Source organism: Amycolatopsis endophytica, from assembly GCF_013410405.1.
Classification (GTDB): Bacteria; Actinomycetota; Actinomycetes; order Mycobacteriales; family Pseudonocardiaceae; genus Amycolatopsis_E; species Amycolatopsis_E endophytica.
The window spans coordinates 3,632,259-3,652,613 of the sequence record NZ_JACCFK010000001.1 but is presented as its reverse complement, the minus strand read 5'-3'; the positions used below and the strand labels follow the sequence as shown (position 1 = coordinate 3,652,613).

23 protein-coding genes are annotated in these 20,355 nt (G+C 70.6%); 15 read left to right on the top strand and 8 right to left on the bottom strand.

Annotated features, from left to right (window positions below; all coding sequences use genetic code 11):
- Nucleotides 1–5: 5 nt before the first annotated feature.
- Nucleotides 6–635 carry an aa3-type cytochrome oxidase subunit III gene (gene ctaE / locus HNR02_RS18085; protein ID WP_179774321.1) on the bottom strand — a complete coding sequence of 210 codons (630 nt, stop codon included), beginning with the start codon at nucleotides 633–635 and terminating at the stop codon, nucleotides 6–8.
- Between the two features lie 96 nt (nucleotides 636–731).
- Here ctaE and HNR02_RS18080 point away from each other — a divergent pair, with 96 nt between their 5' ends.
- The 3 genes from HNR02_RS18080 to trpD are packed head-to-tail and all read left to right on the top strand — an operon-like array spanning nucleotide 732 to nucleotide 2,697.
- Nucleotides 732–1,163, top strand: coding sequence for a hypothetical protein (locus tag HNR02_RS18080; protein ID WP_179774320.1), 432 nt, complete (start codon nucleotides 732–734; stop codon nucleotides 1,161–1,163).
- Nucleotides 1,164–1,204: 41 nt separating this feature from the next.
- Nucleotides 1,205–1,615, top strand: coding sequence for a response regulator (locus HNR02_RS18075; protein ID WP_179774319.1), 411 nt, complete (start codon nucleotides 1,205–1,207; stop codon nucleotides 1,613–1,615).
- A gap of 56 nt (nucleotides 1,616–1,671) precedes the next feature.
- Nucleotides 1,672–2,697, top strand: a complete 1,026-nt coding sequence (gene trpD / locus HNR02_RS18070; RefSeq protein ID WP_179774318.1) for an anthranilate phosphoribosyltransferase — start codon at nucleotides 1,672–1,674, stop codon at nucleotides 2,695–2,697.
- Between the two features lie 62 nt (nucleotides 2,698–2,759).
- Here the strand turns inward: trpD and HNR02_RS18065 are convergent, their stop codons facing one another.
- Nucleotides 2,760–3,179, bottom strand: a complete 420-nt coding sequence (locus HNR02_RS18065) for a cytochrome c oxidase subunit 4 (protein WP_179774317.1) — start codon at nucleotides 3,177–3,179, stop codon at nucleotides 2,760–2,762.
- Nucleotides 3,180–3,234: 55 nt separating this feature from the next.
- The gene (ctaC, locus tag HNR02_RS18060; protein WP_179774316.1) at nucleotides 3,235–4,176 is read right to left on the bottom strand and encodes an aa3-type cytochrome oxidase subunit II; all 942 of its coding nucleotides are present in this window, start codon (nucleotides 4,174–4,176) and stop codon (nucleotides 3,235–3,237) included.
- A gap of 166 nt (nucleotides 4,177–4,342) precedes the next feature.
- Here ctaC and asnB point away from each other — a divergent pair, with 166 nt between their 5' ends.
- From asnB to HNR02_RS18040, 4 genes are all read left to right on the top strand, one after another.
- Nucleotides 4,343–6,277, top strand: a complete 1,935-nt coding sequence (gene asnB / locus HNR02_RS18055) for an asparagine synthase (glutamine-hydrolyzing) (RefSeq protein ID WP_179774315.1) — start codon at nucleotides 4,343–4,345, stop codon at nucleotides 6,275–6,277.
- A gap of 104 nt (nucleotides 6,278–6,381) precedes the next feature.
- Nucleotides 6,382–7,323 (top strand): hypothetical protein, encoded by a 942-nt coding sequence (locus HNR02_RS18050; RefSeq protein WP_179774314.1) that lies wholly within the window; start codon nucleotides 6,382–6,384, stop codon nucleotides 7,321–7,323.
- A 9-nt stretch (nucleotides 7,324–7,332) separates the two neighbouring features.
- Nucleotides 7,333–8,025, top strand: a complete 693-nt coding sequence (locus tag HNR02_RS18045) for a hypothetical protein (RefSeq protein ID WP_179774313.1) — start codon at nucleotides 7,333–7,335, stop codon at nucleotides 8,023–8,025.
- Entirely contained in the window at nucleotides 8,022–8,420 is a 399-nt protein-coding gene (locus tag HNR02_RS18040; RefSeq protein ID WP_179774312.1) for an Rv0361 family membrane protein, read from the top strand. The genes HNR02_RS18045 and HNR02_RS18040 overlap by 4 nt, the downstream gene beginning before the upstream one ends.
- A gap of 597 nt (nucleotides 8,421–9,017) precedes the next feature.
- Here the strand turns inward: HNR02_RS18040 and HNR02_RS18035 are convergent.
- On the bottom strand, nucleotides 9,018–10,007 hold the full coding sequence (locus tag HNR02_RS18035; RefSeq protein ID WP_179774311.1) for a carbohydrate kinase family protein: 990 nt from the start codon (nucleotides 10,005–10,007) through the stop codon (nucleotides 9,018–9,020).
- Between the two features lie 138 nt (nucleotides 10,008–10,145).
- Here HNR02_RS18035 and HNR02_RS18030 point away from each other — a divergent pair, with 138 nt between their 5' ends.
- A complete protein-coding gene (locus tag HNR02_RS18030; protein ID WP_179774310.1) occupies nucleotides 10,146–10,316 on the top strand; it encodes a hypothetical protein in 171 nt (56 codons plus the stop codon).
- 64 nt (nucleotides 10,317–10,380) lie between these two features.
- On the opposite strand, the gene HNR02_RS18025 is transcribed toward HNR02_RS18030, so the two are convergent.
- Nucleotides 10,381–10,755, bottom strand: a complete 375-nt coding sequence (locus HNR02_RS18025) for a HesB/IscA family protein (protein WP_179774309.1) — start codon at nucleotides 10,753–10,755, stop codon at nucleotides 10,381–10,383.
- 173 nt (nucleotides 10,756–10,928) lie between these two features.
- On the opposite strand from HNR02_RS18025, the gene HNR02_RS18020 reads away from it, so the two are divergent.
- From HNR02_RS18020 to HNR02_RS18005, 4 genes are all read left to right on the top strand, one after another.
- Nucleotides 10,929–11,585: a DUF3043 domain-containing protein gene (locus tag HNR02_RS18020; protein ID WP_179774308.1), complete on the top strand. Its 657-nt coding sequence runs from the start codon at nucleotides 10,929–10,931 to the stop codon at nucleotides 11,583–11,585.
- Between the two features lie 71 nt (nucleotides 11,586–11,656).
- The gene (locus HNR02_RS18015) at nucleotides 11,657–12,646 is read left to right on the top strand and encodes an aldo/keto reductase family protein (protein WP_179774307.1); all 990 of its coding nucleotides are present in this window, start codon (nucleotides 11,657–11,659) and stop codon (nucleotides 12,644–12,646) included.
- A 23-nt stretch (nucleotides 12,647–12,669) separates the two neighbouring features.
- A complete protein-coding gene (gene cobT / locus HNR02_RS18010; RefSeq protein ID WP_179774306.1) occupies nucleotides 12,670–13,713 on the top strand; it encodes a nicotinate-nucleotide--dimethylbenzimidazole phosphoribosyltransferase in 1,044 nt (347 codons plus the stop codon).
- Nucleotides 13,714–13,785: 72 nt separating this feature from the next.
- Nucleotides 13,786–14,511, top strand: coding sequence for a MerR family transcriptional regulator (locus HNR02_RS18005; protein ID WP_179774305.1), 726 nt, complete (start codon nucleotides 13,786–13,788; stop codon nucleotides 14,509–14,511).
- 54 nt (nucleotides 14,512–14,565) lie between these two features.
- On the opposite strand, the gene HNR02_RS18000 is transcribed toward HNR02_RS18005, so the two are convergent.
- Nucleotides 14,566–15,669, bottom strand: a complete 1,104-nt coding sequence (locus HNR02_RS18000) for a branched-chain amino acid aminotransferase (protein ID WP_179774304.1) — start codon at nucleotides 15,667–15,669, stop codon at nucleotides 14,566–14,568.
- A gap of 60 nt (nucleotides 15,670–15,729) precedes the next feature.
- Between HNR02_RS18000 and HNR02_RS17995 the strand changes: the two genes are divergently transcribed.
- Complete coding sequence (locus HNR02_RS17995) at nucleotides 15,730–16,038, top strand: hypothetical protein (RefSeq protein WP_376772879.1); 309 nt, start codon at nucleotides 15,730–15,732, stop codon at nucleotides 16,036–16,038.
- Here HNR02_RS17995 and HNR02_RS17990 read toward each other — a convergent pair.
- Nucleotides 16,007–16,984, bottom strand: a complete 978-nt coding sequence (locus tag HNR02_RS17990) for a hypothetical protein (protein WP_179774303.1) — start codon at nucleotides 16,982–16,984, stop codon at nucleotides 16,007–16,009. The two genes, HNR02_RS17995 and HNR02_RS17990, sit on opposite strands and share 32 nt — an antisense overlap.
- Before the next feature lie 100 nt (nucleotides 16,985–17,084).
- Here HNR02_RS17990 and HNR02_RS17985 point away from each other — a divergent pair, with 100 nt between their 5' ends.
- Entirely contained in the window at nucleotides 17,085–18,590 is a 1,506-nt protein-coding gene (locus tag HNR02_RS17985) for a leucyl aminopeptidase (protein ID WP_179774302.1), read from the top strand.
- 80 nt (nucleotides 18,591–18,670) lie between these two features.
- On the opposite strand, the gene HNR02_RS17980 is transcribed toward HNR02_RS17985, so the two are convergent.
- Nucleotides 18,671–19,252, bottom strand: a complete 582-nt coding sequence (locus tag HNR02_RS17980; protein WP_179774301.1) for a TetR/AcrR family transcriptional regulator — start codon at nucleotides 19,250–19,252, stop codon at nucleotides 18,671–18,673.
- A gap of 76 nt (nucleotides 19,253–19,328) precedes the next feature.
- On the opposite strand from HNR02_RS17980, the gene HNR02_RS17975 reads away from it, so the two are divergent.
- Nucleotides 19,329–20,354, top strand: coding sequence for an NAD(P)-dependent alcohol dehydrogenase (locus HNR02_RS17975; protein WP_179774300.1), 1,026 nt, complete (start codon nucleotides 19,329–19,331; stop codon nucleotides 20,352–20,354).
- Nucleotide 20,355 lies beyond the last annotated feature (1 nt).

The window sequence follows — 20,355 nt, the reverse complement described above, 5'->3', positions numbered from 1 at the left end:
CGCGGTCACGGGATGATGTAGATGACCGCGAACAGGCCGATCCACACGATGTCGACGAAGTGCCAGTAGTAGGACACGACGATCGCCGAGGTCGCCTGCGCGGGGGTGAACTTGCTCAGCTTGGTGCGGATGAGCAAGAAGACGAAGGCGACCAGACCACCCACCACGTGCAGACCGTGGAAGCCGGTCGCCAAGAAGAACACGGTGCCCCACGACCCGGACGGGATGGTCACGCCCTCGTGGATCAGGTTCACGTACTCGCCGACCTGACCGCCGACGAAGATCGCACCCATGATCAGGGTGATGACGTACCAGCGGCGCAACCCGTAGACGTCACCGCGCTCGGCGGCGAACACGCCGAGCTGGCAGGTGAACGACGACGCCACCAGGATGATGGTGAAGGGCAGCGCGTACGGGATGTTGAGGTGGATGGGCTCGTCGGTCGCCGGGTTGATCGGCGGCCAGATCCCGGTGTCGTTCTGCGCCTTGACCGTGAAGAACATCGCGAACAGCCCGGCGAAGAACATGAGCTCGCTGGAGAGCCACACGATCGTGCCGACACTGACCATGTTCGGCCGGTTCAGCGAGTGCACCCGCTGGCTGATGGTGGGAGCTGCCGTTGTCACGGGTCGCATTATGTCTCCCTGCGAAGCGACCTGCTTGGTCGGGTCCGGCACGCCACGCCGGGGGTGTTGGTCACAGCGACGAACGCGGAGGGTGAGGATCAGGGCGTGAGTTTCTTCGATCGGGTGCGTGACCTGCTGCGAAAGCGTGGCGGGCCGGAGCTGACCCCGGACACCGAGGGTGTCGTCGTGGTCGCCGAGGCGTTCGACGTCGCCGAGGCCGACTCCACTGTGCTGGGGAGATCACAGAACTGGCGGGAGGACGAACCGGCGATTCTGCGCCATCACCTCGTACTGCCACCGGATCGGGTCACCGAGGCCGCGTCGATCCTCGCCCAGGACGGGTGGGAACTGCGCCCCGGACCGGATTCCGGGGGACCCGTTCGGGTGCACGCGCTGCGGGTGCAGAAGCTCGACGCGCTGCACTGCGCCCAGGAGCGCGCGCGGATGGCCGGGCTCGCGCAGCGGCTGGACGGCGACTGGCTCGGCTGGGACGCGTTACAGCCGATGGGCCTGGGGGGAAGCGGGCGGGACGGCTAGCATCAACCCGACCAGTACAGCGACGGAGCCGGAGGGTCGACTTGTCCGAACAGTCCACGCGGATTCTGGTGTTCAGCCACCGCCCCGAAGTCCGGGAGTCGATCGTCTCGGCGATCGGCCGCAGGCCGGCCACCGATTTGGCCAGGGTCGACTACGTCGAGGCCGCCGGAGTGGCGGACGTGCTGGCGGAAATGGACGCGGGTGACGTCGATCTGGCGATCCTGGACGGCGAAGCCCAGCCCACCGGCGGCATCGGCCTGTGCAGGCAGTTGAAGAACGAGATCGACGATTGCCCGCCGATCGTGATCGCGGTGCGGCGCAAGGACGACCGCTGGCTGGCCACCTGGTCCCAGGCCGACGCCGTCCTGGTCCACCCACTCGACCCGCTGACCGCGGCGGAGACGGTCGCGGACGTGCTGCGGGCCCGCCGGGTCCCGGTCGTCCGGGGCTGACGCGCCGCGGCGAACTCAGGGCCGGTCTCCTCCGACCGGTCGCAAGAAAGGTGACCATGGGCACGCAGAACTGGCCCACGCTGCTCAACCAGCTGATCGCCGGCGCCGACCTCTCCGCGGAGGACACCGCGTGGGCGATGGACCAGGTGATGTCCGGGGAGGCCACGCCCGCGCAGGTCGGGGGCTTCCTGGTCGCCCTGCGCGCGAAGGGTGAGACGCCCGCCGAGATCACCGGCCTCGCCGACGCGATGATCGCCCACGCCCGCCGGGTCACCATCGACCGCGCCGCGGTGGACATCGTCGGCACCGGCGGCGACCGGTCCGGTTCGGTGAACATCTCGACGATGGCCTCGCTGGTCACCGCCGCTGCCGGGGTGCCGGTGGTCAAGCACGGCAACCGCGCGGCGTCGTCGAAGTCCGGCACGGCGGACGTGCTGGAGGCGCTGGGCGTGGCGATCGACCTGCCGCCCGAGGGTGTCCAGCGGTGCGTGTCCGAGCTGGGCATCGGCTTCTGCTTCGCGCCGGTGTTCCACCCCGGGTTCCGGCACGCCGGTGCGCCGCGGCGGGAACTGGGCGTGCCGACGGCGTTCAACCTGCTCGGACCGCTGACCAACCCCGCCCAGCCGTCGGCGGGGCTGATCGGGTGCGCCTTCCCGGACAAGACCGAGGTGCTGGCCCGGGTGTTCGCCGGGCGCGGCACCTCGACGCTCGTGGTGCGCGGCGACGACGGGCTGGACGAGCTGACCACCACCACCACCAGCTCGGTGTGGGTGGTTTCGAACGGTCAGGTGCGGGCCGAGGGCCTCGACCCGGTCGCGCTGGGCATCCCGCGGGCCACCGCGGAGGACCTGCGTGGCGGCGATCCGGCGGTCAACGCCGAGGTCGTGCGGGAGCTGGTCGCGGGCAAGCCGGGCCCGGTGCGGGACGCGGTGCTGCTCAACGCCGCGGGCGCGCTGGCCGCGCACGCCGGGCTCACCGAATCGCTCACCGGCGACCTGTCGGCGGGCCTGGCCAGGGCCGCCGAGGCGGTCGATTCGGGCGCGGCCGCCGACCTGCTCGCCCGCTGGGCCGCCTTCCGCTGACACACGAGAAAAGGGCCCGCCGGCATCGAAACGCCGACGGGCCCTTTTCTCGTGTCCGGAGCCTATTCGTGGTTGGGGCCGGTGTGGTACTCGAACACCAGGCCGCCCACGGTGAGCAGGATCAGGCATCCGCCCAAGATGATCAGCCAGATGTGGAAGAACGCCAGGCCGAGGCCCACGGTCGCGGCCGAGGCGGCCAGGCCGATCGGCCAGTAGCTGCCCGGGCTGAAAAAGCCCATTTCGCCCGCGCCGTCGCTGATCTCGGCGTCGTCCCGGTCCTCCGGGCGCGGCTCGATGCGACGGCCCACGAACCGCATGTAGCTGCCCGCGAGGAGGGAGAGCCCGCCGGTCAGGATCAGGGCGACCAGGCCGACCGGCTCGACACCGTAGTCGGTGGCGAGGCCGGTCCACACGCCGTAGACGATCGCGATGAAGAACGCGAAAGCCGTGACCAAGTCGAAAATCCGGGCTTCGACCTTCATGAAGCTGTCCTCACTGTGAACATCGTTGAAGAACCCACCAGCGCGAGCGGCCGGCTCAGCCGGACTGCGACCGCAGGGTGCGGTCGGTGTTGAACGGCTTCGTCGTGGTCGCCTGCGGGGCGCACAGCTCGCCGCAGTTCATGGCGGCCAGCGCCTCCGCGGTGGTGTTGGGCTGCCCGGTGGCCGGGTTGACCTGGGTCCGCAGCTGAATGTACTGCGTGTACAGGTTGTCCGGCAGTGCGCGGACCTCGAAGTTCATGCCGGAGTGGTAGGTGCCGCACAGCTCGGCGCAGCGGCCCACGAACGCGCCCGACCGGTCGATCGTGTTCTGGAACGACGGGTCCTGGTTGTTCTTCTCCGGGTCCGGGAAGACATCGCGCTTGAAGTGGAACTCCGGCACCCAGAAGGAGTGGATGACGTCGGCCGAGCGCAGGTTGTACTGGATCGTCTTGCCGGTCGGCAGCACCAGGATCGGGATCTCGCTCGAGCTGCCGACGGTCTTGATGACCTGGCCGTTGGCGTCCTTGGCCTCGTTCGGGTAGTCGAACTCCCAGTTCCACTGGAAGGCGATCACGTCGACCGTGACGTCCGGGTCCGGCTCCTCGGCCAGCACCTTGCTCTCGGTGGTGGCGGTGAAGAAGAACAGCACGCAGACCATGACCAGCGGCAGCACGACGCAGAACAGTTCGAGCGGCACGTTGTACTGGAACTGCCGCGGCAGGTCGCCCGGCTGGTCGGTCTTCTTCTTCCGGTGGAAGGCGATCGTCCAGAAGATCAGGCCCCACACGATCACACCGACGACGAGCGCCGCGATGACCGACCAGGTCCAGAGGACGCGCATGTCCTCGGACTCCTTGGTCACACCGACGGGCCACCCGAACCGCAGCACCTCGTCACCGGAGCACCCGGTCGCCAGGAGCGCGACGAGCCCGGCCAGCGCGGCGACCTTACCCACTTTCGCCGAACGTGATGCCGGAGTGCGCTCATCCCTGCCCACTGCGCAGCGCCCTTTCAACCCAGGCCTCCTTGACGATTTCTGGCTTACCAGCGGGAGCCTAGCCGAGCTACCACGATCCGCAGCCCAAGGGGTGACCGTTCGTGGCGGGGGCTGCGGGCATACTGGGCGCTCGACATCCGGCCACGACCTCGAGGTGTGAATATCCGTGTGCGGCCTGCTTGGACTGGTGTGTGCCACTGAGAACGACGCGGTCAACGCGCGTGAGGCCGTCGGCGAGGCCATGCGCTGCCAGCGGCACCGCGGCCCCGACGAGCGCGACACCTGGACCGACGCCGAGGTCGTCTACGGCTTCAACCGGCTCGCGTTCATCGACGTCGAGCACGCCCACCAGCCGCTGACCTGGGGTCCGCCCGAATCGCCGCGGCGCTACACGCTGAACTTCAACGGCGAGATCTACAACTACCGCGAGCTGCGGGACCAGCTGACCGCGGAGCACGGTGCGAAGTTCGCCACAGAGGGCGACGGCGAGGCGATCGTCGCGGCCTACCACTACTGGGGCCGTGCCGCGGTGGCGAAACTGCGGGGCATGTTCGCGTTCCTGATCTGGGACGCGGACGAGAAGGTGATCTTCGGCGCACGTGACCCGTTCGGCATCAAGCCGCTGTTCTACACGCACGGGCCCGGCGGCACGGCGTTTTCCAGCGAGAAGAAGTCGCTGCTGGAGCTGTCCGGCGTGCTGGGGATCACCAAGGAGCTGGACCGGACGGCCCTGCAGCACTACCTGACGCTGCAGTACGTGCCGGAGCCGGAGACGCTGCACACGCGCGTCCGCCGCGTCGAGTCGGGCACGTCATTCACGGTGTCCCCCGGCGGCACGCCGAAGATCGAGCGCTACTTCTTTCCCGAGTTCGCCGCCAAGCCGGTGCGGGGCGAGGCCGAGGCGACGCTGCTGCACGAACGCATCCGCGACGTGATGCGCGATTCGGTCGGCAAGCACATGATCGCCGACCCGGACATCACGGTCGGCACGTTCCTGTCCGGCGGCATCGACTCGACCGCCATCGCGGCGCTGGCCAAGGAGCACAACCCGAACCTGATCGCGTTCACCACCGGGTTCGAGCGCGAGGGCTACTCCGAGGTCGACGTGGCGGCCGAGTCGGCGGCGGCGATCGGCGTGAAGCACGTCATCCGCACGGTGTCGGCGGAGGAGATGATGGACGCCCTGCCGCTCATCGTCTGGTACCTGGACGATCCGGTGGCCGATCCGGCGCTGGTGCCGCTGTGGTTCATCGCACGGGAAGCACGCAAGCACGTCAAGGCCGTGCTGTCCGGTGAGGGCTCCGACGAGCTGTTCGGCGGTTACACGATCTACAACGAGCCGCTGTCGCTGGCGCCGTTCGAGAAGGTGCCGGGCGGCCTGCGCAGGGTGATCGGGAAGGTTTCGGAGCGGATCCCGGAGGGCACGCGCGGCAAGGACCTGCTGCGCCGCGGGGCGCTCCCGCTGGAGGAGCGCTACTACGGCAACGCCCGCATCTTCCGCGACGACCAGCTGCGCGGGGTGCTCAGGACGTACACCGAGGGCGTCGGGCACCGCGACGTCACCGCCGAGCACTACCGCACGTCGGCGAACTGGGACCCGGTCGCCCGGATGCAGCACGTCGACCTGTTCACCTGGCTGCGCGGCGACATCCTGGTCAAGGCCGACAAGATGACCATGGCGAACTCGCTGGAGCTGCGGGTGCCGTTCCTGGACGCCGAGGTGTTCAAGGTCGCGGCAGGCATCCCGCTGGATCAGAAGATCACCAGGGAGACCACGAAGTACGCGCTGCGCCGCGCACTCGACGGCATCGTTCCCGCGCACGTGCTCAACCGCCGCAAGCTGGGCTTCCCGGTGCCGATCCGGCTGTGGCTGCGCGACGAGATGTACGACTGGGCGCGCGGCATCATCGCCGATGCCCGTACCGACGAGCTGCTGGACAAGCAGGCCGTGCAGCGCCTGCTGGACGAGCACAAGGCGGGCACTCTGGACCACAGCCGCCGCATCTGGGCGCTGCTGGTGTTCATGATCTGGCACGGCATCTTCATCGAGCACCGCATCAAGCCGCAGATCCCGGAGCCCGTCTACCCCGTGCGCATCTGAGGCCCTGTTGGGCCGTTCCGGTGAACTGCCCCGAAGTCGGGGGCGTTGTGGCCGGTTGAGCGCTACAACTCCTCGCGGGTGATCACGCCGCCGAGGGGGTTCGCATGACGCGGACGGGCAGGTCCGGACGGTCGCTGCCGGCGATGCTGGTGGCGGTACTGGTCGCGCTGCTGGCGTTCATCTGGCCGCCGGTGGCTGCCGCGCAGTCCGTGGCCACCGACTGTTCGGCCGAGCAGGCGGCGCTGGCGTCGGTCCACAGCCAGATCGACGCGCACAACGCCAAACCGCACCGGTTCGAGCTGCCGCGGCAGGCGGCCGCGCTCGCCGCCTACGACGCCGAAGCCGCCCAGCTCAACGCGGCCCAGACGACCGCGATCCAGAACCTGCAGGCGTGCCGCCAGCGCGTGCAGGCGATGGAGCAGGAGCGGCAGCGCGCGCTCGACGACCTGCTGGACAGGGCGAACAGCGACTACACGCCCGGACCGGTCGATCCGGCGAAGGTCCGGGCGGTCCGGGACGCGTGGAACGGGCTCACCGGCGCCGGCCGGCGGCCGTCGCCGTCGACCGGGCCCAACCCGGCCACGAGGCAGTGGGAGGTGCCACCCGGCAGTCCGTTGAAGCCGCTCTACGACGCGGTCCGCGCGACGACGCCGGAGTGGCCGTTCCCGAACGTCCGGTTGCAGGGAGCGGCACGTCCGCGGATCGGCGATCCCGATCCCTCCGGCTACGGCGGCGGCGTGATCGGGCGCGCGCCGGGGCCGCGTGGCGGGCCCAACGTCTCACCCGACCACATCGTCCCGATCGCCCGGATGATGTACCTGCGCGGGTACACGCGGCTGAGCCCGGAGAACATGATCGCGGTCGCGAACTCGCCGGTGAACCTGCAGTGGATGTCGCGGCTCGCGAACTCCGCGAAGAGTTCGAAGAGCATCGCCGACGTGCCGAAAGCGGACCCGGTGTGGGCGCGGAGCCAGGTGGCGCTGGAGAAGCAGACCCTCACGCGGTTGCAGGACATCATCGACCGGTTGCTGGCCAACGGGGGATAGGCTGATCACGTGGACGAGTTCGATCTCGACGCAATCGCCGCACAACTCGACGACGAGGAACCGGTCCTGCTCGTCGAACCCGGTTCGGACGACGTGTCCCGCACGCCGTTTCGATGGCGGGAGGTGGCGGCCTCCGCCGATCCCGCCGTCCGCCGTGATGCCGCGCTGACGTTGTGGAACGAGGATTTTCTCGGCCTGGTCCCGCGTTTCGCGCGTGCGCTGCGGGACGATCTGGTCGATGTCCGGGTCGCCCGGCTGCGTGGTGACTGGGTGCTGCTCTACCTCGCCCGCCCGGCCCGGCCGCCGTACACCGTGTGGGTCGGATGGGACCCGTCGACATTCGGTGAGCGTCCTCCGCTGTGGGACCGGCTTCCCGTTCCGCTGCAACGCTTCCTGCGCGAGGTCCACGCCGGGTTCACGGCCACGGACTGGCAGTCGTTCGGCCCGGTGCAGCCGGCGAGCATGATGACGTTCGCCGCGTGGTCCGGTTTCGAGGGCCCCGTCCCCGGCTGGGACGGCAGCGACGGGCGGATCTCGTCGGAGCGCCTGGTCTTCGTCGCCAAGGACGGCGGTTTCCTGCACTACTGCACCTCCCCGGACCTCGATCCGGGGCAGATCGCGCGGGTGTACGAGGGCAACATCGACGTCACGGAGTTCGCCCCCGCGCTCGACGATCTGATGGCGCAACGGTTCTCGTCGTGAGACGCCGCTGGTGGGTGATCGGGGCCGTCGTGCTGGTGGTGGTCGTCGGCGGGGTGCTGTTCCTGCTGCTGCGCACCACGGAGGAGGACCGGGTCGAGGACGTGGCCGACCGGTTCGTCACGGCGGTGGACACGCAGGACCAGCGGACGATGGTCGAGCTGCTGTGCGCGTCCGAAGCCGCCGCCGTCACCGGTGATGACGACTACGACCCCGCTTATGACGGGTACACCTCGGGTTTCGCCCGCGCGCGGAGCCTCGACGACGTCCGGATCTCCGGGGACGCGGCTTCGGTGCGACTGACACGGCCGGACCAGGAGGCGTCGACCCTGTACCTGCTGCGGGAGAACGGGGTGTGGAAGGTCTGCGCTTCGGCGCAGGGGAAGTTGGTGCGGTGAGGTCCGGGGGTTGCGGCAGCGCCGTGCCCTGCACCCCGCTGGGTGGTCATCCCGTCGCCTGAGGCCGTCTCGATCACTGTGAGCCAGGCCCGCACCCTGCGGCGGGTCGTGAGACGAAAGACCACAGCGTGCGGGCCTGGCTCACAGTGATAGGCCTCAGATCAGGCGACGGGATGACCACACAGCGGGACCACCTGCCTGAGGTGGGCCGGACCGCGGGAGCCCTGGTCATCCCGGAGTCTGCCTGTCCGGCGAGGACGCTCTTGATCTTTAGAGCCGTGCTTCCGGTGGACGAGGTGACCGCTGGTTGCTTGGGCGGCCGGTAGTCGGTCGCCTCAGGTTCGACCTCCCCCGCCCCTTCTTGCGGATGGTGTCAGTCGCTGAGCAGCGGCGTCAAGGCGGGAAAGAGTACCTTGACCCCGCTGATCAGCGACCAAGGCGGGCTGGGGATGAGGGGCGGGGGAGGTCCGGGCCGGTCTTGGTTCGGGTTGCGTTGTCGGGCGGCGGGTGTGGCGGAGAACGACGTGCGCGGGCTGGGGGGCCGGGCAGGTCGGGGTTCGGCATCCGTCGCGGGCTGCGGTTCCTAGCCGGGGGGGGTCAGGCGGGGAGGGCGGGGGCGATCTCGGTCGCCGCGTCGGGGCCGAAGGCGTCGCCGATCCGGGAGAGTGCCGATGTCCTGTCCAGCGTCCATTCCTGCGTGCCGACGGTTTCCAGCACGAGGACGGCGATCATCGAGCCGAGCTGGGCTGCACGTTCCAGGCTCAGGTCGGCGTTCAAACCCGCCAGGAAGCCTGCCCGGAAGCCGTCGCCGACACCCGTCGGGTCGGCCTTGGTCGACTCTGGCACCGCGCCGACCTCAAGGGCGAGACCGCCCTTGCCGACGATCTCCACCCCCTTCTCCCCCAGCGTGGTGATCCGCACACCCACGTGATCCAGCACGTCGGCCTCGGACCAGGCCGTTTTCTGGAGCAGCAGTTCCCACTCGTAGTCGTTGGTGAACAGGTACTTCGCGCCGGCGACGAACTGCCGTGCCTGCTCTCCCGACATGCGGGCCAGTTGCTGGGACGGGTCCACCGCGAACGTGTACCCGCGCTGACGGCACTCCGCCGCGTGCCGCAGCATGCCGTCCGGGTCGTCGGGGCTGATGAGCATCAGGCCGAGACCGCCGACGCGGTCCGCGATCGGGGCCAGCTCGATGTTGCGGGCTTCGGCCATGGCGCCCGCGTAGAAGGTGGCGATCTGGTTCAGGTCGTCGTCGGTGGTGCACACGAACCGGGCCGTGTGCGCCAGCTCGGAGATCAGCACACCGGCCGTGTCCACGCCGTGGCGCTCCAGCCAGGACCGGTAGTCGGCGAAATCCGCGCCGGCCGCGCCCACCAGCACCGGGCTCGCACCCAGCACACCCAGCCCGAAGGCGATGTTGGCGCCGATCCCGCCACGGCGCACCACGAGGTCGTCGGCCAGGAAGCTCAGCGAGATGCGGTGCAGCTGCTCCGTCACGAGCTGCTCGGCGAACCGGCCCGGGAAGTGCATGAGATGGTCCGTTGCGATGCTGCCGGAAACGGCGATGCGGGCGTTGATGGCCACCGGTGCTCCTGCCTCTGCCTGACTCGAACTCAAGTTACCGACGGGAAATACCCCGTCGGAGCGAAAACCGACCCGCTGACCGACACTACTAGTTGGTAGACCTGTCCGGCGTGGTCACCTTCGCCCTAGCGTCGGCCCGTGAGCACCGTGACCGAACCGGAAACGATCGCCGACCTGATCGACGACTGCGCCGACTTTCCCACCGAACTGCGTGCCGCGCAGGCCAGCGCGCCGCGCCCACCGGCACCGCGGGCCTGGTCCGTCGACGACACCTGCCACGCCCAGGTAGTCGGCCTGGAGGACTATTAGTTACGCGGACACACGGAAACGGGCTCCGGTCGATGTCGACCGGAGCCCGTTTCCGTGTGCTGACTCAGTGGAACGAGTCGCCGCAGGCGCAGGAACCCGTGGCGTTCGGGTTCTCGATGGTGAAGCCCTGCTTCTCGATCGAGTCGACGAAGTCGATCACGGCGCCTTCGACGTACGGCGCGCTCATCCGGTCGACGGCCACGCGGAGCCCGTCGAAGTCGCGGAACAGGTCGCCGTCGAGCGTGCGCTCGTCGAAGAACAGCTGGTAGCGCAGGCCCGCGCAACCACCGGGCTGAACCGCGATGCGCAGGTGCATGTCGTCGCGGCCCTCCTGCTCCAGCAGGGCCTTGGCCTTGCCGGCCGCGGCGTCGCTCAACGTCACGCCGTGGGTGGCCTCGCCAGCTTCGGCCTGCGTGCCGGTCTGCTCAGCGGTAGTCATAGCTCTCCCTCGGGGTCTTGCCGTGCACCGGGTGGGGGGGTGCTCCTCCCTGGTGGAACACCGGAGTCACCCGATCTGTTCCGGGCTGGTTCCCGCCATGGCGCTTTCGACCATGGTGGCACATCCGCCAGGGGGTTGAACACGAACGCGGGTGCCTGGAATAAGCTGGTCGGGTGAGGTTCCTCCGTCGTACCAGCACGACCACCGAAGACAGCCCCGGTATCGAGGCCGCCGAGGTGGCCGAAAGCGTCGAATCTCACACCCGGGGCTACACCCCGGCCAAGGGGAGGCCGACGCCGAAGCGCAAGGAGGCCGAGGGCAAGCGCCGCGGCCCCGTCGCGCCCCCGCCGCGAACCATGCGGGAGGCGATGAAGCGCAACCGCGAGCTGCGCAAATCGAACCCGACCAGCAAGGAAGACCGGCGCCGGGCCGCCAAGGAGCGCCAGGAGCGCATGGCCGCAGGCGACGACCGTTACCTGCTGCCCCGCGACAAGGGCCCGGTCAAGGCGTACGTGCGGGACCTGGTGGACTCGCGCCGTCACTTCCTGGGCGCGTTCATGCCGCTGGCGATCCTCGTGTTCATCGTCCTGCTGGTCCCGTACCCGGTGATCCAGCAGTACGTGACCCTGCTGTGCATGGTCGCCCTCGCCGTGATGGCCATCGAGGGCTACTTCAACGGCCGCCGCATCGCCCGGCTCGCCCGCGAGAAGTTCCCGAAGGAAAACATCAGCGGCCGCTCACTCGGCTGGTACGCGTTCGTGCGGGCGAGCCAGATCCGCAAGCTCCGCATGCCGAAGCCGCGGGTGAAGGTCGGCGAAGCCGTCTCCTGAACGCACGCCAGACACGCCCGCGCCCGTCGCAACTCGTTAGCAAGGCGAAGAGTTCCGGGTAGGCTGTCGTCATGGAGTTTCGCCGTCTCGGCCGCAGCGGCCTGACCGTCAGTGAGATCGCCTACGGGAACTGGCTCACCCACGGTTCGCAGATCGAGGAAGAGCAGGCCCAAGCCTGTATCAAGGCCGCGCTCGACGCGGGCATCACCACCTTCGACACCGCCGACGTCTACGCGAACACCGCCGCCGAGTCGGTGCTCGGCCGCGGTCTCGCCGGTCAGCGGCGGGAGAGCCTGGAGATCTGCACCAAGGTGTTCTGGCCGACCGGCCCCCAGGGACCCAACGACCGCGGGCTCGGCCGCAAGCACATCATGGAGTCGGCGAACGCGTCGCTGCAGCGCCTGCAGACCGACCACATCGACCTCTACCAGGCACACCGGTTCGACCCCACGGTGCCGCTGGAGGAGACCATGACGGCCTTCGCGGACCTCGTCCGCCAGGGCAAGGTCCTCTATATCGGGGTGTCCGAATGGAACGCCGAGGAGATCACACGCGGCGCGGAACTGGCCCGTGAGCTGCGGATCCCGTTCGTGTCGAACCAGCCGAAGTACAACATGCTGTGGCGCGTCATCGAGCCGCAGGTGATTCCCGCCAGCGAGCGCGAGGGGCTGAGCCAGATCGTCTGGTCGCCGATCCAGCAGGGCATCCTGACCGGCAAGTACAAGCCGGGACAGCCGCCGCCGGAGGGGTCGCGGGCCGCTGATCCCACCACGTCCCGCGCGGTGCAGCGTCTCATGCGGGACGACGTGCTGGAGCGCGTGGCGCGGCTGGAGCCGCTGGCCCGGCAGGCCGGGCTGACACTGGCTCAGCTGGCGGTCGCGTGGGTACTGCAGAACCCGAACGTCGCCGCGGCGATCGTCGGCGCCTCCCGTCCGGAGCAGGTGCACGAGAACGTCAAGGCGTCCGGCGTGAAGCTCGACGCGGACCTGCTGACCGAGATCGACGCGGTCCTGCTCGGCGTTGTGGAGGACGATCCGCGCCTCACCGAGCGCGCGGGCTGAGCCGCACCCGATAGGTTGACGCGGTGACTGACGTGTCGTTCGCCGATGTCCCGGGTCCCGACGAAGCTTCCCGAGCGGAAGCCGTACGGCGGCACGAGGAGCTGCTCAAACCGGCCGGATCGCTGGGCGAGCTGGAGGGGCTCGGCGAGTGGGTCGCCGCGTGCCAGGGTGCGGTGCCGCCTCGGCGGTTCCAGCGGCCGCGGGTGATCGTGTTCGCCGGGGACCACGGGATCGCCGCGAAGGGCGTGTCGGCCTACCGCCCCGAGGTCACCGGCCAGCTGGTGGACCACCTGCTCAAGGGCGTCGGCCCGGTCGCGGTGGCGGCTTCGGTGGCCGACGCCGGACTGCGGGTGGTCGACATCGCGGTCACCGGCGAAACCCCGGTCGCCGAGTACCGGGTCCGCGCGGGCTCCGGTTCGATCGACGTCGAGGACGCGCTCACCGAAGACGAGGTGAACGCCGCGCTGCGGGCCGGTGCGGCGATCGCCGACGCGGAGGTCGACGAGGGCGCCGACCTGCTGGTGGCGGGCAGTGTCGGCGTCGGGGCGAGCACACCGGCCGCGGTGCTGGTCGCCGCGCTGACCGGGGCCGAGCCGGTCGCCGTGGTGGGCCGCGGCTCCGGCATCGACGACGACGGGTGGATGCGCAAGACCCTCGCGGTGCGGGACGCGCTGCGCCGGGCCCGCGCGGTGTTGCCCGACCCGGTCGCGCTGCTGCGCACCGCGGGCGGGGCGGACCTGGCGGCGCTGACCGGGTTCCTCGCGCAGGCCGCGGTGCGCCGCACGCCGGTGCTGCTGGACGGGCTCGCCGTGGCGGCCGCCGCGCTGGTGGCGGAGGAACTGGCGCCGGGTGCGCGCTCCTGGTGGCAGGCCGCGCACGCCGACGCCGAACCCGCGCACCGGATGGTCCTGGAACACCTCGACCTCAAGCCGATCGTGGACCTGGGCCTCCGGCTCGGCGACGGCACCGGCGCCGCCACGGCGCTCCCGCTGCTGATCACGGCCTCCCGGCTGCTGACCGACCTGCCCACGCACGCCGAGGCGGGTGTTTCCGCGCCGAACGCTTGAACCTGACGTCACGTCAGGTCATAGCGTCGTCCGCACCGGCGCACAGGCGCTGGTGGAAGCAGGTGACACGGCATGTTCTACAAGGTCGGCGAGCTGGCGAAGGCCACCGGTCTGACGGTCCGGGCGCTCCACCACTACGACCACGTGGGCCTGGTCCGTCCCTCCGGGCGCACGGCCTCGGGGCACCGGCTCTACGACGAGTCCGATGTCCGGCGGTTGTACGAGGTGCTGGCGCTGCGGCAGCTGGGGCTCCCGCTGGAGGGCATCAGCGCGGCCCTGGCGGGCACGACCGGGCTGGCCGAGCTGCTCGCCCGGCACCGGGACCACCTGGACCGGCAACTGGTGGCGATGCGCACGTTGCGCGCGCACCTCACCACCATGCTGGCCCGAATTCCCGGAGAGCAGACCGGTGTCACCGACTTCCTGGCGCTCATCAGGGAGGTGACCACCGTGGACGAGACGGTGAAGCGGTACTTCAGCGAGACCCAGCTGGCGGAGCTGGCCGAGCGGCGCACGCGGCTCGGTGAACAGGCGATCGAGGACGTCCAGCGCCGGTGGCAGGACCTGATCCCCCGTGTGCAACAGGCCGTCGAGGCCGGGACGGACCCGACTGCGACGGCGGGGCGGGAACTCGGCCGCGAGTGGATGGCGCTGCTGGAGTCCTTCCACGGCGGCGACTCGGGGTTACGGGACTCGCTCTACCGGATGCAGGCGGAGAACTCCGCCGAGATCCAGCAGCAGCACGGCGGCCCGTCGCCGGAGCAGCTGGACTTCATCCGGCGCGCGACGCAGCGCTGACGGAACGGGCCCCCGCACCGGGAAACCGGCGCGGGGGCCCGTTCGGACAACGGATCAGGACAGCTTGTGCATCCAGCCGTGCGGGTCGGGGCGGCTGCCCTCCTGGATGCCGGTCAGGTCGGCGCGCAGCTTCATCGTCACCTCACCGGGCTCGCCGCCCGCGATGGTGAACTCGCCGCCCGCGTGCTTGACCCGCCCGACCGGCGTGATGACCGCCGCGGTGCCACACGCGAACACCTCGGTCAGCTCACCCGAGGCGGCCGCCTTCTCCCACTCGTCGGTGGAGATACGGCGCTCCTCGATGGACAGGCCGTGGTCGGCGGCCAGCTGGATGAGCGAGTCGCGCGTGACGCCGGGCAGCAGCGAACCGGACAGTTCCGGGGTGACGATCCGGGCGCCGGCACCCGATCCGTACACGAAGAACAGGTTCATGCCGCCCATCTCCTCGACGTAGCGGCGCTCCACCGCGTCGAGCCACACCACCTGGTCGCAGCCCTGCTCGACGGCCTGCGACTGGGCCACGAAGGACGCCGCGTAGTTGCCGGCGAACTTCGCCGCGCCGGTGCCGCCGGGCGCGGCCCGCACGTACTGGGTGGACAGCCACACGCTCACCGGCTTCACGCCGCCGGTGAAGTACGAGCCCGCGGGCGAGGCGATGGCCAGGTACAGGTACTCGCTGGCCGGCGCGTTCACGCCCAGCCCCACCGAGCTGGAGATCATGAACGGGCGCAGGTACAGCGCGTCACCGGGGTTGGTGGGCACCCAGCGCTCGTCGACGGTGAGCAGCTCGTGCAGTGAGCCGAGGAACAGCTCGTCCGGCAGCTCCGGCATCGCGATCCGGGCCGCCGAGCGGCGGAACCGGGCCGCGTTGGCGTCCGGGCGAAAGGCCGCGATCGACCCGTCCGGCTGCCGGTAGGCCTTGAGCCCCTCGAAGATCGCCTGCGCGTAGTGCAGCACCGACGTGGCGGGGTCGAGCGTGATCGGCTCGTAGGGGCCGACCTTGGCGTCGTGCCAGCCCCGCTCCGTGCTGTACTTGATCGCGACCATGTGGTCGGTGAAGAACTTCCCGAAGCCCGGCTTCGCCAGTACCTCGGCTACACGCTCCGCCGAAGCGGGAGACGGGTGCGGGGTACGGGTGAAGGGCAACGTGGTCGTCATCGGACCAGGATAACCGTTAGTCGGACGTCCGAGAATCGCCATCTCCCCTACCATGGCCGGGTGACCGCCAACATGCCGCAGCGCGCGAGCGCGAACTCGGTGTCCGCAGGCCCCGCCTCCGACGTCCGCACTTTCGTCACCGCGCTCCTGCTGACCTTCGCCGCCGGTGAGTTGTTGCTCCTCTGCTACGCGCTGCTGGGCGTGTTCGGCGCCATCATCGGCCTGGTGGGGGCCGGTTTCGGCATCGTGTGGTGGCGCAACATCCACGACGGCAAGGCCTTCCCGCGCGACCTGCCGGCCAAGTCGGTGGTCGCCCTCGCGGTGGCGACCGCCGTCATCACGCTGGTGGCGTTCCTGGTCGTCGCGTGACCAGCACGGCCGCCGCGCCCGCGGCCACCGTGCCCAGGAGGTAGACCGGCGGCAGCCAGGCCAGCAGCGTCACGGCCAGCACCGCGGTGATCACCCCGCGCGCAGTGAGGGCGCCGATCATCGACAGCACCGCCATCACCAGCACCTCCGTCAGCGCGGCGGCGGCGGCCAGCAGCAGCGCCTGCTCCGGGTCGAGCACCGCGGCCGCCGCGGCCGCGACCAGTCCACAAGCGAGGGACGCGCGCGGCCGGGCCGGCTCCTCGCGGCCGGCGCGCAGCGCGAGGAGCGCCGCGGGCACCGTGGACAGCACGACCACACCGCCCAGCAGTGGGTCCAGGACCTGCCCGTCCAGCGCGGCCAGCGCGTCACGGACGGGCACCCCGGACAGCGCCAGCCGGGCCGGGCCGAGCTGGTACAGCGCGCCCGCCCCGACGGCCAGCACCGCCGCCACCGCGCCCGCGAGCCACGGCGGTTTTCCCCGCGGCAGCACCGGGAACACGACCGCGGCCGCCGCGAACAGGCCGCCGATCGTGAACTGCGGTGCCGTGACCGGCTGGGCCGGTTCGATCGCGAAGCACAGCGCAACGAACCCGGCCCCGGCCACCAGCAGGATGCCGAGCAGCCACGCGCGGGCGTAGCGCGCGAGCCGCAGGCCCGCGGCGTCGGCGGCGGTGATCACCAGCACCACGGCGGCGGCCACGAGCGGCTGCCGCGGGAACAGGTAGGCGGCGAACACCGACCCGCACAGCGGTACCAGCGCCAGGCGCGACACCAGCCGCGTCGCCGCCGCGAGCCGGGCCGGGTTCGGCCGCAGCGCGGGGGTCTCCGGCGCGCACCACGCCAGCAGCCCCGCCACCGCGGCGCCGCCGAGCAGCCACCAGCCGCCCGCCCGCGCACCCACGGCCAGCGCGATCAGCAGCCCCGCCGCCAGCCGCACGCCCACCACCTGCCTCTCCTGCCGGGTCCGATCGTCATTAGCATGGCTCACGAACCGGCCGGGTACTCGACCCGGCGGGAACGACCGACAGATGCGCGAGGAGCCACCAGTGACCGTGCCGAAGTTCGCCCTGATCGAAAACACCGGCGCCGCGCTCGGCAAGAGCCGCGCGGAGGTCGTCGTGGTCGGGACGCTGCAGGGCGACAAGGCGGTGTCGCTGGCGCCGGGCGCCGAGGCCGTCGACGAGGTCTTCGACGGCACGCTGGCCGACGTGCTGGCGACTCTGGGCGCGAGCGGCAAGGCCGAGGAGATCGTGAAGCTGCCCACGCTGGGCAAGCTCAACGCCGGCGTGGTGCTGGCGGTCGGACTGGGCAAGGCGGCCGAGGACGGCACCGTGACCGCCGAGCAGGTGCGCCGCGCCGCGGGTGCCGCGGGCCGCGCGCTGGCCGGCACCGCGCGGGCGGTGTCCACACTGTCCGCTGTGGACCTGCAGGCCGCGGTGGAGGGCACCGCGCTGGGCGCCTACAAGTTCACCGAGTACAAGTCGGAGCCGGGTGACGCGCCGCTGGCCGCGGTCGACTTCGCCATCCCGCCGGCGGGCACCAAGCGCGCCCACACCGCCACGATGAAGGCCGCCACCGCGATCGCCGAGGCCGTGATCACCGCGCGCGACCTGATCAACACCCCGCCGAACGACCTGTTCCCGGCTTCCTTCGCCGAGCGGGCCCGCAAGCTGGCCGAGGCGCACGACCTCGACTTCGAGGTACTGGACGAGAAGCAGCTCAAGCGCAAGGGCTTCGGCGGCATCCTCGGCGTCGGCGGCGGCTCGTCGCGCCCGCCGCGGCTGGTGCGCGTGTCGTACCGGGGCCCGAAGGCGTCGAAGAAGATCGCGCTGGTGGGCAAGGGCATCACGTTCGACTCGGGCGGCATCTCGATCAAGCCCGCCGCGAACATGGACCACATGACCTCGGACATGTCCGGCGCGGCCGCGGTGCTCGCGTCGGTCGTGCTGGCGGCGAAGCTCAAGTACCCGCTCGAGGTGACCGCCAGCATCCCGCTCGCCGAGAACCTGCCCTCGGGCACCTCGTACCGGCCGGGTGATGTGCTGAGCATGTACGGCGGCAAGACCGTCGAGGTGCTCAACACCGACGCCGAGGGCCGCCTGGTGCTGGCCGACGCGATGGTGCGCGCGGCCGAGGACGGCCCGGACTACCTGATCGAGACCTCGACGCTCACCGGCGCGCAGGTCGTGGCGCTGGGCAACCGGACCGCCGGGATCATGGGCTCCGACGCCTTCCGCGACCGGGTCGCGGAGATCGCGCGAGCGACCGGCGAGGGCGGCTGGGCGATGCCGCTGCCGGACGAGCTGCGCGGCGACCTCGACTCACGCCTGGCCGATTTGGCCAACGTGACCGGGCACCGCTGGGGCGGCATGCTCGCCGCGGGCATCTTCCTGCGCGAGTTCGTCGCCGAGGGCCTGCCGTGGGCGCACATCGACATCGCGGGCCCGTCGTTCAACACCGGCGGCCCGTGGGGTTACACCGGCAAGGGCGGCACCGGCGTCCCGGTCCGCACCATCGCCGCCGTCCTGGCGGACATCGCCGACCACGGCTGAGCCGGGCCTGAGCCGACTTCCCCAATGTGGCGTTCGTAGCGTTGAACGCCACCAATGCCACATTGGGGAACGTCCGGGTACTAAGCGGGAGTCACGGCGCGGCGGACGGTGTCGCGGAGGAGAGCCCGGCGGCGGTCGTGGACGTCGCCGGGTTCGTCGGCCGTCGCGGCGTAGACGTTGCTCACCGGCGACCACGCCATGGACAGGGCGATCACCAGCGCCATGACGTCGAACGGCTCGCCCGGGATCACCGTGCCCGCGGCCTGCGCTTCGGCGATGACGCGCAGTTTGTGGTCGTCGAGGCGGTCGGCGTCGCCGACGAGGTGGCCCGCCGGGCGGCGCTCCAGGCGCGCCCAGGTCGCGAGCCGGATGAGGTCGGGGCGGCGGAGGTACTCGTCGTAGAGCCGCACGGCCCAGTCGGCGAGGTCGCCCGCGTCGATCGGGACGACGTTGACGATCCGCTCCAGTGACGCGGAGAAGATCGCGTCGAACAGCCCGTCCTTGCTGCCGAAGTAGGCGTAGAGCTGGGCCTTGTTGGTGCGTGCCGCCGCCACGATCCGCTCGACGCGCGCGCCGGCTATCCCGTGTTCGGCGAACTCCCGTGTCGCCTCGTCGAGGATGCGCTGCCGGGTCGCGACACCGCGGGACGTCAGCTCAGCCATGGCCGAACTCTAGCAAACAGACTGTTCGGTCTGTTACCGTCGAAACAAACCGAACAGTCTGTTTGAAGGAGGCGTCATGCGCACGACGACGGGATGGCAAGCGGTCGGCGGGGAGCTACGGCGGGCACCGCTCGAACGGCGGGCGCTGCGTCCGGACGATCTCGCGATCCGGGTGGACTACTGCGGCGTGTGCCACACCGACCTGCACGCCATCCGCTCAGCCGACGCTCCACTGGTGCCGGGGCACGAGTTCACCGGCGTGGTGACCGAGACCGGCCCCGAGGTCACCGGTTTCGCGATCGGGGACCCGGTCGCGGTGGGCAACATCGTCGACTCCTGCGGCGCGTGCGCCATGTGCCTGGCGGGCCAGGAGAACTTCTGCCACGAGTTCCCGACCCTCACCTACGGCGGCACCGACCGCCACGACGGCTCGACGACGTTGGGCGCTTACTCCCGCGAATACGTCGTCCGCGACCGGTTCGCCTACCCGCTCCCCCGCGGCCTCGACCCCGCGGGGGCGGCACCACTGCTGTGCGCCGGGATCACCGTCTGGGAACCCCTGCGTGCACTGGGCGCCGGGCCGGGCAGCCGGGTCGCGGTGGCGGGACTGGGCGGGCTGGGCCACCTCGCGGTCAAGTTCGCGGTGGCGCTCGGCGCCGAGACCACGGTGATCAGCCGGTCGGCGGACAAGGCGGCCGACGCCCGCCTGCTCGGCGCGCACGATCTGATCGTCTCCACCGGCGCGGAGGGGATGGCGGGCGCGCGGGAGAAGTTCGACGTCGTGATCGACACCATCTCCGCGCCCCACGACCTCGGCCCCTACCTCCGGCTGGTCGCGATGGACGGGACGCTCAGCCATCTCGGGCACCTCGGACCGGTCACCGTGAACACCCTCGACCTGCTGGTGGGGCGCAAGAAGCTCAGCTCCGCCGGCAGTGGCGGCCGTCCCGCGACCGCCGCTATGCTCGCCTTCTGCGCCGCGCACGGCATCACCGCCGACGTCGAGGTCCTGCCCTCGGCGCGGGTGACCGGCGCGCTGGAACGACTCGACCGGGGCGACGTCCACCACCGCTTCGTCCTCGACCTGTCCGATCTGGACTGAG

Excerpts from the sequence above, each read along its gene's own strand:
- ctaE (WP_179774321.1), bottom strand. The coding sequence starts at position 635 with ATGCGACCCGTGACAACGGCAGCTCCCACCATCAGCCAGCGGGTGCAC.
- trpD (WP_179774318.1), top strand. The coding sequence starts at position 1,672 with ATGGGCACGCAGAACTGGCCCACGCTGCTCAACCAGCTGATCGCCGGC.
- HNR02_RS18065 (WP_179774317.1), bottom strand. The coding sequence starts at position 3,179 with ATGAAGGTCGAAGCCCGGATTTTCGACTTGGTCACGGCTTTCGCGTTC.
- HNR02_RS18050 (WP_179774314.1), top strand. The coding sequence starts at position 6,382 with ATGACGCGGACGGGCAGGTCCGGACGGTCGCTGCCGGCGATGCTGGTG.
- HNR02_RS18025 (WP_179774309.1), bottom strand. The coding sequence starts at position 10,755 with ATGACTACCGCTGAGCAGACCGGCACGCAGGCCGAAGCTGGCGAGGCC.
- HNR02_RS18015 (WP_179774307.1), top strand. The coding sequence starts at position 11,657 with ATGGAGTTTCGCCGTCTCGGCCGCAGCGGCCTGACCGTCAGTGAGATC.
- HNR02_RS18005 (WP_179774305.1), top strand. The coding sequence starts at position 13,786 with ATGTTCTACAAGGTCGGCGAGCTGGCGAAGGCCACCGGTCTGACGGTC.
- HNR02_RS18000 (WP_179774304.1), bottom strand. The coding sequence starts at position 15,669 with ATGACGACCACGTTGCCCTTCACCCGTACCCCGCACCCGTCTCCCGCT.
- HNR02_RS17980 (WP_179774301.1), bottom strand. The coding sequence starts at position 19,252 with ATGGCTGAGCTGACGTCCCGCGGTGTCGCGACCCGGCAGCGCATCCTC.
- HNR02_RS17975 (WP_179774300.1), top strand. The coding sequence starts at position 19,329 with ATGCGCACGACGACGGGATGGCAAGCGGTCGGCGGGGAGCTACGGCGG.